Source organism: Desulfurobacterium atlanticum (assembly GCF_900188395.1).
GTDB lineage: Bacteria > Aquificota > Aquificia > Desulfurobacteriales > Desulfurobacteriaceae > Desulfurobacterium_A > Desulfurobacterium_A atlanticum.
This window is the reverse complement of the sequence record NZ_FZOB01000007.1, coordinates 79,129-92,719: the sequence shown is the minus strand read 5'-3', so window position 1 is coordinate 92,719 and position 13,591 is coordinate 79,129. Positions and strand designations below refer to the sequence as shown.

Here is a 13,591-nt window from a genome sequence, read left to right as displayed (position 1 = left end):
GGTATGAATGGGAGAACGCCTTTTGAGGTTTTAAAGAGTAAGTGGGATTGTTTGTTTAATCTTAATGTTGCTTGTTTCCCTGTTGTGCTGCTTGAGGATGTTTTTGTGGTGGCTAATAGGCTGGGGGTATTGGAAAAGGGTGGGGAGAATGTGCTCACCCCCTACCAAAAAAGAATTTTGCCTGCTTTTTTCCTTTTACTCTGTAACATTAGCAGAATACTCATAAGGCTCAAAATCTACATTATCACCGGTATAGTATCTCCAGAGAAAGATGTTCCACGCAGTATCATTTACAAAATCATGCTGGGTATCGTTATAAAAATCATCCCACCAGGTGGGCTCTGGAAAATAGATGGATAAACCGGAAGCAGAAATATCTGAACTACTAAAACTGTAAATAACTGTTTCATTTAGAAGGGAAAGTATCTCTCCTGAAACGCTTTCTGCTCCTTCCATAGGTGTATTTTCATTTATTTTTTTAAAAAAGTCATAAACATCCACGTAATCATCATAATTAAAAGTCTGAACAGAATTTAGCGAAATACTAACTGCATTCCAATCCATAGGATAAAGACGAGAAAATCGGTCTATCGCTTCTCCAAGGTCTTCAAGCTTTCCAAGGTCTATCAGAGATAATGTTGCACCTACTGGATAACCGCTATAGTATTCCCCAAAAGCATCAATAATATCTTTTCCCAACTCTGTTGCATTCATATCAGGATTACTTATCAGACTCTCAAGGAACGGCTTATAATCCCATCCATCGCCAGGCTCCGTATTTTCAGAAGCAACCATAACATCAGCAAAATCCTTAAACTCATAAGCAACCTCTACCATTGCCATCAAACACTCATCAAAACCTATAAGATCAAGAGAAGCGTTGGTTGTTTTTAATGCCTGTTGAACTTCATCTATGTAAAGCTCATCATAATCAGTATCATCAAGCCCGGCAATCTTAAACAACTTAACATCAGGCCATCCATTTAAACTTCTCCATCCATCACCGTGATCCCATAAAACAAGAGCATAGTGTTCAGCAGGATAATTCTTAGACACATAAGAAAGAAACTCCGATAATGTTTCGTTACTTCCCATATTACATTCACCCCAATCTCCGGTAGCATTTTCAGGTGTAGGAGTCATTCCTCCTTCTACATAAAACAGTTTACACCCAGTCCAGTCTCCATATTCATCAGAGTAACCATCTATCCTGTCCATAAGAACAACAATAGCAACGTCATCAGTTGAACCAACTTCTGACATTTCAAGAAAATCAGATATCGCATAATTTTCAAGGTCGTTATCTCCATTTAAAAAAACCATAAATGTCCATTTTCTCTTTGATGTTTCATTCTCCGATGAAATAGCCTCTTCTGTTTCAGATGTCCCGTTTTCTGATGAAGTAGTATTCTCTATTTCAGAGGTTTCATTTCCAACATCGTAAGACTCTTCTTGCCCTGTGTAAGATACAGGATTCTCAGACTCACCACAGGAATAAAAAGAAAAAGATAAAAACAAAGTAAAAAGCAAATATAAAATAACCATACCTCTTTTTTTATTCCTTGACTTCAACACTATCCACCTCCATGTATGGTTTACCTTTTAAAACATGAACAGTCCCATGAACAATAAGCTGCTTCCCCCACAAATTTCTCCTTAAACCACCTTTAACGTAAATACATCCAGTATCATCAGCAATAACAACATCACTTCTCGTTACCATAACACTATCAGGACAATCCCTCCAACCAAGGCATCTAACTTTCAAAACTACTTTTTTCCCGGTAAAATTTTCAGAAAGTGAAATTATGGTTCCTATTTTTGGGAAAGTTTCTTTTTGAGTAAACTTTCCCAAAATCATTTCCTCCTTCCTCACGCAACTTAAAGCTGAGAAAAGAAAAGCAACCAAACACAGAAAAATTATTCTATTTTTCACCTTTACCCTCCAGATTCTTTGCATTTCTTCTTAAGTATTCGGCTATTTCTTCCATTTTGAATCTATAAAATAATCCAGCTTTTTTAAGAAGTAGTTTTCTCTTTCTTTCCATAGATGCATACTTATATTGCTTATCTATTCTGTCCAAAATTTCCGCATATCTTAATCTTCTCTCATAGCTTATATTAATCGTCATACGTGCCTGTTCTGAAAAAATGGGTATCTTTGAAAGCATAAAGGCAAAAATCCCTGTTATAAATGAAACAAATAAAATTTTCCTGTTCTGAAATCTAAGAAGTTCAACAACAAAAAAACCCGCAAAAGGTAAAAGAAACACAGCTAAAAGCAACCTATAGCGGGATGCAATAAAAAACAGAGAGAGAGATAGCGAATAAACCAAAGTTAGTAAAAGAAATAGATTTATCTTCCGTTCAATTAAAATATATAGAACAATTCCGGCCATACTGAAAGAAAAAAGTACAGAAAAAGAAAAAATGTTATATCTAATAGTGGGAATCTTTTTAGAAATAATATAAAAATTAAAATTATTTGGCACTTCAAAATCATTAACTGTAAGCAAAATTTTTCTTAAAAACAGGGAAACAAATCTTGTAGGCTTTTCAGTAATTATTGAAAAGCTTTTTTTCAGCCAGAAAAGATTAACCTGTGACGGAGTTAATTTTTTACCTGTTTCCTTTTCAGCTATAGCCTTTGCATCGTAAAAATGACCAAACGCATTTGGCCTAATATCTTTTACCTTTTTATATACCCCATCTGAACCTAAAGTATTCCCTATATAAAAATGGATACCTAAAAGAGAAGGGGCAACTTGAAATGACTTTGAAACATAGTAGCTTCTCAAACCAAAAGGCAAAAATCCAAGAAAAAAACCAATGAAAAGAAATCCTAACCTTTTAAAGTAACTTTTTCCTTTAAAAATAAAAAAGCAAAGCACCGTAATAAATACAGGCAAAAAAAGGCCTTCAAGGGAAAGAGAAAAACTTGAAACAAGTCCAGCAAGAAAAAAATAAATATTTTTTTCCTTATTAAAGCCCCTTAGAGTAAAAAGAAGGAAAACTAAAGTTAGAAGTATAAACGGCATTGTTTTCAATGGTAAAAACGAATAAAAGACAAGAGGTTTATAAATGTAAAACAGTAAAGTTGAAATTGCAGCCACACGTGAATTAAAAATCTCTTTAACAAGAAAAAACAAAGCAATTCCTGAAACTAAAAAACAGAAAGAACTAAAAAAGCAGGCAAGAGAAACACTATTCCCCAACAGGGAAAAAACATAGAAACAGAATGCATATAACGGTGAAAAAAAGTATTGCTTTATATGGAAAGTCATTATCCCATGTTCTTTTAAAACACTACCAATATACCAGTAAAAAGCAGTATCTGAACCAGGAAAAGGAACCTTGAATTCATGCAGCTTTGAAAAACAGTATAAAGAAGACAAAGAAACAGAAAAACCAAACAAAAAAAGGGGAAGCAAATACTTCCCCTTAAATGTTAAGTTTCTAAATCTACTTAAATAGATTAACATCAATCTTTTCAAAGAAACCACCTATAAAGTGCCCCTCTGTAGCATTTTGACTTAAAGGCATATTTCTATCTGTAACTACCCGTGTATCAGCAGTATAATCTATCCATTCTGATTGTGACATTTCAGTTTCACGAATCTCTCTTGTCTCATCATCAAATATTGAAAAATCCCCCCATACAAAACCCTCCATATCCAATGCACCTGTATAGCTCCTTAAGGCGCCTGGATTTTCTTCCACTGTCTTTACATAAGAGGTATAAACATCAGAAGGAATAACTTCTGCAACTGATGGTATCGTAATTCTGTTATCTCCTTTATATGGACTAATAAAGGTCATCTCACACTGATAGTATGTTTCATTCACAGTTCCAGCTATTACCCGATTGTGAATAACAAGATCAACAGAAGATGTATCGTTACCTGTCAAAATCAAAGTTTCATTATCAAGTGAAAGATAAACATCCATAAGCCTGGTTCTATATGGAGAAACATCCATGAAAGAAGGAAGAGATGCTCCTAAATCTATATTCCTTACAGACCTGTATAGAAAAGAACTATTAGCTGTTATTTCTCCTCTATTGAAATCCATATAATATTCAGCCCCTTCAATCTGTGGAATAGTATAAATAGTATATTCTCCATCTATGTTTAAGTATGCTTCTAAATAGGAGTACATCACCCCTTTATAAATCACGTCAATATCAACATTTTCCCAGATAGTGTCATTTGAAATTATATTGGTAGATATACGCACTCCATCCACAAAATCATTTAAAGAAACTGATAGATTATCATCGGACCTATCTTTAAAGAAGTAGTATTTGGAATAGTAACTCCACGTAGTATTATCAAACAAACTTGCCACAAGGAAAAGAGAATAGTTTCCATCATTTTGCAAAGGCACAGAAACAAGCATCTGGTAAGTGCTGTTTGTTACATTGGAAAAAATATGTGAAGCAGGATATACAGGATAAATATTAAGATTGGAATAATCTGCTACATCAGTAACAGTAAGATTCACAAATTTCATTCCATAGCCCACATCATAACCAAAGTTATATCCTAACTCGTATCCAATTCCCATATCTTCAAGATAAAATCCTGATAAATCATAAGTTCCAGATGGTAGATCCTTCAGAACATCAACCTGCACATAAACCTTATCTGAAACAAGCTCCTTAAGCTCAACTTCTCCATCCCCATTATCATCATATGTTTGTAATACGAAATCATATATTTCAGCCATAGAAAGATATCCATCTCTATCTGTATCAAGTAAAGAAGGAGAAATACTATCAAAATAACCTATATCTTCAAAAAATGAAACAGGAAACTTCCTTTCCAGTACCCATTGATCTATACCATAGGAAGACAAGGTACCATTAAATGAATTGAAAAGATATTCATACAGTTTATCCACAAAAACATCAAAAACATAACCTTCTGTTAAAACAACATCAGGGGATAAAGTTATGGAAATTGAAGCTGTGGAACCCACTCCGTCAAATACAGCAATACCACTTCCATCTGTTTCTACTGTTTTAATCACAGTCATATTGGAATCAAGAAGAGACACATATACACCTGCAAGCCCTACATTAATAGTAATTTTATCACTCCCATCTGTAACACTTACACCGCAGATACTGTCCACTTTACTCTTACCATCTGACACTTCAAGCTTTACAGTATAAGTTCCTGCTTCATTAAACTGATAAGAAAAGATTCTTCCTGCCTCTTCTTGAAGCTCTCCATTCACATACCATTTATAAGAAAGGGAATCCCCATCAGGGTCTATTGCAGTTACTGAAAATGTATACGTATCTCCAGGAGATAACTGAATATTTTCCGGCAATCCAGAAACTATTACTGGAGGAACGTTTATAGTGCCAACAACTACTGCAAGATTGCTCGTATCTGTTAAATCATCATTATCTTTAACGGTAATTTCTATAGAAGTTTCTCCTTCCTCTCCTGAAACAGCTATACTACCATTACAGGAAAAATATCCAGAAGAAACCTGAGAACATACTCCTGACGCAGTAGTATTCCCCACCTTTAATTCCATGGAAAGTTCCTGGCTATCTAAATCTTCAACATAAGCATAAACACTAACAGTATCACCACTTTCAATCTCAAGCTTATCAACAGATGATGATACAATCCGCGGAGGTTTGTTTTCAGACACCTGTATATCAATATCTACAGAATCCATACCTCCTTTCTCATCTGAAACTGTAAACTTTAATGAAAAATTGCCAGGAGAAGTAAAGTTGCAGCTAAATTCTCCATCACCAGTATTGGTACAGAATCCAGTAGTTTCCTCATAAGCTAAAGAATCTCCATCAGGATCATAAGCAAATATCCTGGCCGTATAGGTTCTATTAACTTTAATAGCATCAGCAGAAACTTTTCCTCCATTTTCATCCGTAAACTGATATCCGTAGATAATAGGAGGAGTATTAACTTCCTCAACAGACACTGTTTCTTCTCTGTTAGCTATATCATACCCATCACTTACAGAAACAGAAATTTTCTTATCTCCTGAGTCTTCAAATGTACACGTAGCATAGCCATACAAATATCCTGAATAGGAATACAGATAATCAAAAGATGTTACTTCCTGTCCATCACATTTAAGAGTAGCATTCAAATCATCCCAATCATTATCGTAAGCACTGAAATAAATGCTTACAACACCTCCTGTCTTTACACTATCTGGATAAACATATAGATAAACATCTGGTGGGTTATTTTTATGTTCTAAGGTAAAGACCAATGATTGAGGATTTGAAACAGTCACACGCTGAGATACCCTTTCAAGGTGCTCTCCATAGGCGGTATACTCCCTTTCAGGTTTTACAGAAAATGTTGTAACTCCATTACTGTCGGTTTTATTGCAGTTATAGAAATAGTAATTATCTGTAAGACATACATTCCTGTCTGAAACAGGATTACCATTTTCATCCTTAGCATAGACAGTAACCTCTACAGGAGAATTGGGAACTGTTCTTACAATTTCAAAATCGCAACCTTCCCTCTTAGATTCCGCAATTTCAGCAATATCAGCAGAATAATAAGCACCCAATATGTAATTCCTGTAGTAAAACTCTCCACCAGGATATGCAGCCTGCAGAGTGTCTGTTGTTACATTACCATCCGATGTTTGAACAGGAATACTTATAGCTGCCACTCCATTACTGTCAGAATAAGCATAACGATAAATACCCACATCTGTAAAAGAAACCCAACCATCAGTTACAGGTTCTCCGTTAGTTCCCTTTGTCACAAAACAAACTTTAACTTCCTTTATTTCATAAAAGTAAACTGGATAATCAAGATTGTAATAATTTGTAACGGCCGGATTTTCCGCACAGATTTTTAGATAATAATAGCCACTTTCATCAACATCACAGGTTCCTACCTCATTCCACCCAGAATCAATAACAGTACCAACACCAAGATAATCCCATTTTCCAGTTTGAGGGATATAGGTATAAATCGGCACCTGACAGCCCGGAGTATCAGGTTCAAAATCTCCTCTCTCTTTAATTTTCTTTATAGCAGAACCTGAAAGATACCTTGTAATCTCAACGTTACAAGTATCCTCTCTTGTTGATATAAATCTTAACGGTTCTCCATTTTGATTCTCAATATCTACAAGAGAAAATACAACCGAATCAAGGAGAACCTCTCCATTTCCATTAGGGTCTTCTCCTGCAAACTCTCCTGGAAAATACTTTATGTCCGACTCATTTGTAGAATCAAAGTTCTTTAGAGAAGATTTTATTGCTGTAACATCTGAAGGAAGTAAGGATGTATCAAAAGAAACGGTAATGTCTGTTCCATTTAAATCAAGCGGCGCCCTCGTAGTCCCTATAAAAGTTTTTACATTCCCATCTTTACTTACGGCAATTGTAATTTTTCCTGTAGTTCTAACATCTGTTGTTATAGGAATAACTGTTGTAGTAGCTGGAACGAGAGATATTCTCATAGTTATGGAACTTCTATCAGGCATAAGATTAAGAACTTTTGTAAAATCAGCATATCCATCTTTTGAAACTGTTAAAGTAGCATTAACACCACTATCAGGAATTTTTACATCTGTAAATGCAAAAAAACCATTATCATCTGTCACAGAAGCATAAACTATATCACCATCGTCCTCACTAAATATTCCATTATCGTTTTTATCAACCACAAGTCTTACACTCGCAGCAGAAACTCCCTCTACCTCTCCAACCACTTTAGCAGATACCAACGATACTTCTTCTGTTGCTTCATCAGTTGTGTCTTGGGAAATTGTCTCCACCGAACTTGCATCATATGTGCCGGATACTGCATCGTCACTATCAGACGAACCTCCAAAACACCCAGCAGTAACTAAAATTGACGAAAACAAGAACAGCAACATTAGAAATTCAAGTCTTTTTCTCATGACTCCCCCTCAAAAACATTTAACCCTAACCTAAATTATAATAAATTAGCTTTAATATATACAGATCTCTACAAGAAAAACTTCCTCCACTATATATAGTATAGCAAAATTATGACAGACTCAAATATCAAATTCACAAAGAACAATAATATCACTTAACAGTCAGGTTAAATATCGGTAAAATTGTAGCAAATACAAAGAATGCAACAAAAACAGCAAGAACAAGGAGAGTGGCAGGCTCAAGGTAACTCATGAAAAGGGTTACCATCTTTTCTGTCTCTTTTCTGTAAATGGAACTTACAAGAGACAGCATCTCTTCCATCTCTCCCGTTTCTTCCCCTATCATTATAAGACGGACTGCTGCGTCAGGAAGGGCTTTTGCTACGCGCAGATACTCAGATAATCTTTTCCCCTCCCTTATCCATTCTGGAATCGGTTCAAACTTTTTCTTGATTTCAACATTGCCCACAGTCTTGTTTGCAACCTCAACAGCTTCATCAAGGGGCAAGCCGCCACCAAGTAAAAGAGATAAAGTATTGCTCCACGATGTATATATGGAGTAAAGCTGTATATCCTTGTAAAAAGGGATTTTCAGTTTTAATCTGTCAATAGTTTCCTTATTAAGAAATTTTCTTCTAAAAACAAATAGAAAAGCAGCCACAAAAGGTAAAAGTTTAAACAGAAAAGAGATAAAAAATGAAAAATAAAGCACTGCTTTCGTTGAAGCGGGAATATCCTGATTAAACTGAGTATAGATTTTTACTATCTTTGGCACAGCAACCTTCATAACTATAAACATGGAAAGAAAACCCACAACAAGAACTATAACAGGATAGGTCAAAGCTCCTTTAATCTTATTTCTGAACTCCGTTTCCCTTTCAACAAATTTAGCAGCGGAAATCAAAATCTTCCCAAGAGCCCCGGACTCCTCCCCTGCAAGAACCATCTCAGAAACAAAATCCGGGAAAACACCTGTTTCTCTCATCGCCTCTCCAACTGGCATACCCTCTGAAACCTTTGAACGGGCAACGAGGAAAACCTCTTCAAGAGGAGAGTTTTCAAACTGTTTCGCAAGAATATCAAAAATATCTGTAATATGAAGGCCTTTCTCAAAAAGTGTTCCCATCTCATAAAGAATAAGTGCCACATCACTATCAGAAATTCTCTTTCTTCTAAAAGAAAAACTTCTTTTCTCAACATTTTGAACAGGTTTTATCTCGTAGGGAATTAAACCCTTTCTCTCAAGAACAGCACGAAGCTGCTCCTGTGAAAGAGCTTCTTCCTTTCCTTTTATCTCTTTTCCACTTTTATCAAACGCTCTATACTCAAATACCGGCATCCACTCTCCTACCTTCCTGCCACCTGTAAAACTTCCTCAATAGTTGTAATCCCTGAAACAACTTTCTCAAGTCCATCATGAAGAAGAGTCTTCATCCCTTTATCAAAAGCAAGCTTCCTTATCCTATCGGTTTCAGATGTCCTGGTTATAAGAGATTTCATTTCCTCATCCACTCTCATAAGCTGGTATATCCCTATTCTGCCACTATACCCTGTCCCGAGGCACTTTTCACAGCCTTTACCTTTTATAAGCTTTTCAGGAGCTTTCCTTTTAAGCACCTTCTCTATCAGTTCTCTCTCTTTCTCTGAAGGAGTATAAGGATAGCTGCACTCAGAACAAACCCTTCTAACAAGCCTTTGAGCAACAACACACTCAAGAGAAGAAGCTATGAGAAACGGCTCTACCCCCATATCGGTAAGCCTTGCGATGGAAGATGGAGCGTCGTTTGTATGAAGAGTTGAAAGAACAAGATGTCCTGTCATTGAAGCCCTAACAGCAATTTCAGCAGTTTCAAGATCTCTAATCTCACCTATCATAATAATATCAGGATCCTGCCTTAATATACTCCTTAAACCGGTGGCAAAAGTAAGACCTATCTTAGGATTTACCTGAACCTGATTTATCCCTTCTATCTGATATTCCACAGGGTCTTCAACTGTCAATATGTTTTTTGTCGGAGAGAAAATTTTCAAAAGTGCAGCGTAAAGAGTTGTTGATTTACCAGAACCTGTAGGTCCTGTAACAAGAATAAGTCCGTAAGGCTTTGAAATTACACTGCTGAAAATTTCGTAATCCTTTCCTGAAAATCCAAGCTCTTCAAGCGTTAAAATCTTATGGGATTTATCAAGAAGCCTTATAACAACCCTTTCCCCGAAAACTGTCGGAAGAGTTGAAACCCTCATATCTATCTGTTTTTTCCCTATGTTTACCCTTATTCTTCCATCCTGAGGAAGCCTTTTCTCAGCAACATTTAGCCTTGAAATAACCTTAATCCTTGAAACAACTTTCTGGTAGGTTTTAGAAGGAATTCTTGTTATCTCGTGCAAAACACCGTCAAGGCGAAACTTAACAACAACTTCCCTTTCATACGGCTCAAAATGGATATCACTTGCCTTAACCCTTATCGCTTTCAAGAAAATAGAGTTTATCATCTGAATTATCGGAGCGTCTGAACCAGAAAGAAGGTCTTCAGAAAAGGAGGTTTCTATCTCCCCCTCTTCATCAACACTACCTTCAATAGAGGAAAGATACTCTTCCATCTTCTCATTAAAAGCATCCTCATCTATAAGCTCTGTTTCAAACTCGCCATATATAAGCCTTAAATCTTCAAGAATATAAAAGGGAGTTGCTCTGGTTATGTAAAACTTCCCATCCCCACAGGGAAGAATCTGGTTTCTTCTCATAAACTCAACAGGTATCTGCTCACTTCTCATCTTTATTTCCTTCATAATTCGGACTGTTGACTATATTGCTTTTCCATTCATCTTCTGTTTTTCTCTTTCTAAGCTCTTTCTCCTTCTCTATAAACAGTTTACTCATCTTTTTGTGCCATTCAGTTATTTTTGCTATATCCTCTGGAGTTTCAACAACAAAAGGTGTCATAAAGATAAAGAGATTTGTCTTTTGATTATCTTCAGATTTATATTTAAAAAGATTCCCTACAATAGGTATAGAAGAGAGAAGAGGAACCCCTTCCATCGTTTTTATCGTCTTTTTAGAAATTAACCCGCCAAGGACTATCGTTTTTCCGTTTGGAATCTTTATGGTTGTATCAAGCTCTCTCTTTGAGGTTATAGGAACAACATACTGAATACCGCCAATATCAGGCTTTTCGTAACCGATAATATCGTTCACCTCAAGGTGAGTTTCCATAACTATTGATTTATCAACAGAAATGTGAGGTGTTATTTTAAGCACAAGACCAACAGGTTTATAACTGTAGTTTATTATCGGATTTCCATTAACATCAAACTTTAAACTTTCAGCAAAAGGGGTAATCTGAGAAACGTCTATCTTTGCTTCTTTGTTGTTTATAGTAAGAAGTTTCGGAGCAGAAATAACATTAAATCCTGTTCCTGACTCAAGAAGGGAAAAAAGCATAAGAAGGTTCGGGAAAAATACGTTTGTTCCACCTATATTAACCGACTGTCCCGAGGAGCTTAAAAACCCAGCTGCAAAGTTTGACATTCCAATAGAAGAGAAAAAGTCTGCATCTGAAAGCCCGCCTCTAAAGGTAGCACCACCGTTCTTTCCAAAAGCCTGCCACCTTATCCCTATCTCTTTTAAAGCTTTCTGAGAAACCTCTGTTATAAAAACGGAAACAAGAACCTGTTTTCTTCTTCTGTCAAGCTGAGAAACAAGGTCATTTATAGCTTTATACTCCTTCTCATTTGCGTAAACTATAAGGGCGTTAATGGATTCATCGGGCACTATCTTTATCTTTGTTCCAGGCCTGGTAACCGTTTTTTTCTTCTTTGATGAGGAAAAGACCGCAATACTTGCAACAAGTTTATTTAAAACAGCAGAAAGATCTTTTGCTTTTGAATTTTTAAGATAGATAACGTAAAACTTCTTTTCTCCCTCCTGTGAAGATGGAACATCAAGCTTTTCAATAATCTCTTCTATTTTGGGAAATAGATCTTTCCTTGCCATTACAGCTATACTTCCCGAAGAAGTTGCAGGATATACAACAAAAGGAACTCCTCTTTTTGAAAAGGAAGAGAAAACCGTTTTAAGTGCCGCAGCAACCTCTGTTGGAGAAGAGTATTCAAGAGAATAAACTTTTATATCTGTTCCTTTTTCTGCAGAATCTATAAGGGAAAGAATCTCTTTAAAATTCTTTATGTTAGCTGCAGTATCTGTAATTATCACCATATTTGTCGGCTTATAAAAAAGCAGATGCCCCCTTTTTGACCTCATCTTTGCAAGAACTTTTTCTACATTGGAAATATTACCGTTTTTAAATCTGTAAACGTAGGTAACAAGAACATCACCAGAAAGAAACTTTTTCTCAAGAGGCGGTGTTTCTCCCCGTGTCTTTGATTCAGGAATAACCTCATAAAACTTACCTTTATCAACTATTGCATATCCTCTTGTTCTTAAAATTGCAGTGTATATGTTCCAGAAATCTTTTATGGAAACAGGTTCTGAAAAAATGAGAGTAACTGAACCTTTGAGAGAATCAGGAACTATAATGTTTTTCCCTGCAAGCTGAGATGCCATATAGGTAAGAGTGGCAATATCAATGTTATCAAAGTTCAAAGTTAATTTTCCGCTTCTTTTAATAGCGTTAAAATCAATATTTTCAACTGCAAAATTACCCTCTTTTTTCTCAGCAGAAGCCTCTCTTACCCGGGGAGGTCTATCAACCCTCCTAAAATTAAACGGTGCTGCCGCAGAACTTCCACAGACAGAAAAAGCAAGTATCAAAGAAACTAATCCCCTATCTAATTTCATAGATTATCACCTCCCTGTGTCCTCTCCTTTCAAGCTCCACCTTAACAGTATCCTCGTTCCTTAAAATGTTATAAATCTTAAAAGTATCATCCACCGTAGTAACAGGCACATCATTAACCGATAGAATAATATCTCCCGGCTTAAGTCCAATTTTCCGTAAAATGCTTCCCCGCTTTATCCTTGCAAATTTGTAACCTATCGTTTTACCACCCCTTAGCACAGGCATTATTGCTACATCTTTTAAAAGTTTACCTATATCTGCTGTTTCTTTCTCAACCATAGCTCTGGCAAGTTTAATCACCTTTGGGGCAGTAGAATGAACGGTTGCAGAAGATGGCCTGGTAGATTTTTCAATTTTTCTCTCTACACCCTTAAAATCTTTACCAAACACACGTATTTTAAACCTTCTTCCCCCCTTCTCAACCTCAACAAAAAATTTCTCCACTTTAACCAATTTAAAGCCGTCAAGCTGCTCCCCCTCTCTTAAAATTCTCCTTATGTCTCCAGTTTCAACAATGGCATATTTAACCTTACCGGCTATAAGTGTTCCAGCTATCTTAATATTTCCTGTATTTGCGCTACTTTCCTGTGTTCCAGTTTTCCCTTCAATATTCCTATCACCTCTATCCTCTAAAGCTCCAAAAACTTTATCAATACCTGAATAATCAAATTCTTTACTCTTTTTTATCTCCTTATTCCTTTCCACTTCTGGAAGCCTTAAATCAATGGAGAAAATTTTTTCAAAAACAAAACCTCCTGAAACAACTCCTATAAACACACCAAAAACTGCAAAAGCCAAAGCATAAATAAAAACAGGAACAGTGCGAAGTAATCTACCTTTATAATTTTCGAAAAGAAACGTAAACTTTTCCATAC

The 13,591-nt window shown here is 36.0% G+C and carries 8 protein-coding genes; all 8 read right to left on the bottom strand.

The features are described 5' to 3' along the window. Positions 1-195: 195 nt before the first annotated feature. On the bottom strand, positions 196-1,575 hold the full coding sequence (locus tag CHB58_RS06075; protein ID WP_089323219.1) for a clostripain-related cysteine peptidase: 1,380 nt from the start codon (positions 1,573-1,575) through the stop codon (positions 196-198). Continuing rightward, entirely contained in the window at positions 1,556-1,936 is a 381-nt protein-coding gene (locus CHB58_RS06070) for a hypothetical protein (protein WP_089323218.1), read from the bottom strand. The genes CHB58_RS06075 and CHB58_RS06070 overlap by 20 nt, the downstream gene beginning before the upstream one ends. Next, complete coding sequence (locus CHB58_RS06065) at positions 1,926-3,284, bottom strand: glycosyltransferase family 39 protein (protein WP_245807350.1); 1,359 nt, start codon at positions 3,282-3,284, stop codon at positions 1,926-1,928. Before CHB58_RS06065 ends, CHB58_RS06070 begins: the two co-directional genes overlap by 11 nt. Before the next feature lie 178 nt (positions 3,285-3,462). After that, positions 3,463-7,920, bottom strand: a complete 4,458-nt coding sequence (locus tag CHB58_RS06060; protein WP_089323216.1) for a PKD domain-containing protein — start codon at positions 7,918-7,920, stop codon at positions 3,463-3,465. 151 nt (positions 7,921-8,071) lie between these two features. After that, entirely contained in the window at positions 8,072-9,259 is a 1,188-nt protein-coding gene (locus CHB58_RS06055) for a type II secretion system F family protein (RefSeq protein ID WP_089323215.1), read from the bottom strand. Between the two features lie 8 nt (positions 9,260-9,267). After that, the gene (locus CHB58_RS06050; RefSeq protein ID WP_089323214.1) at positions 9,268-10,692 is read right to left on the bottom strand and encodes a GspE/PulE family protein; all 1,425 of its coding nucleotides are present in this window, start codon (positions 10,690-10,692) and stop codon (positions 9,268-9,270) included. Continuing rightward, positions 10,682-12,715: a type II secretion system secretin GspD gene (gspD, locus tag CHB58_RS06045; RefSeq protein WP_089323213.1), complete on the bottom strand. Its 2,034-nt coding sequence runs from the start codon at positions 12,713-12,715 to the stop codon at positions 10,682-10,684. The genes CHB58_RS06050 and gspD overlap by 11 nt, the downstream gene beginning before the upstream one ends. After that, the gene (locus CHB58_RS06040) at positions 12,702-13,589 is read right to left on the bottom strand and encodes a PDZ domain-containing protein (protein ID WP_089323212.1); all 888 of its coding nucleotides are present in this window, start codon (positions 13,587-13,589) and stop codon (positions 12,702-12,704) included. The genes gspD and CHB58_RS06040 overlap by 14 nt, the downstream gene beginning before the upstream one ends. Positions 13,590-13,591: the final 2 nt, after the last annotated feature.

What these genes read in the sequence shown, in the direction of transcription:
- CHB58_RS06065 (WP_245807350.1), bottom strand. Translation starts at nt 3,284, where the DNA reads ATGACTTTCCATATAAAGCAATACTTTTTTTCACCGTTATATGCATTC.
- CHB58_RS06060 (WP_089323216.1), bottom strand. Translation starts at nt 7,920, where the DNA reads ATGAGAAAAAGACTTGAATTTCTAATGTTGCTGTTCTTGTTTTCGTCA.
- CHB58_RS06055 (WP_089323215.1), bottom strand. Translation starts at nt 9,259, where the DNA reads ATGCCGGTATTTGAGTATAGAGCGTTTGATAAAAGTGGAAAAGAGATA.
- CHB58_RS06050 (WP_089323214.1), bottom strand. Translation starts at nt 10,692, where the DNA reads ATGAGAAGTGAGCAGATACCTGTTGAGTTTATGAGAAGAAACCAGATT.
- gspD (WP_089323213.1), bottom strand. Translation starts at nt 12,715, where the DNA reads ATGAAATTAGATAGGGGATTAGTTTCTTTGATACTTGCTTTTTCTGTC.
- CHB58_RS06040 (WP_089323212.1), bottom strand. Translation starts at nt 13,589, where the DNA reads ATGGAAAAGTTTACGTTTCTTTTCGAAAATTATAAAGGTAGATTACTT.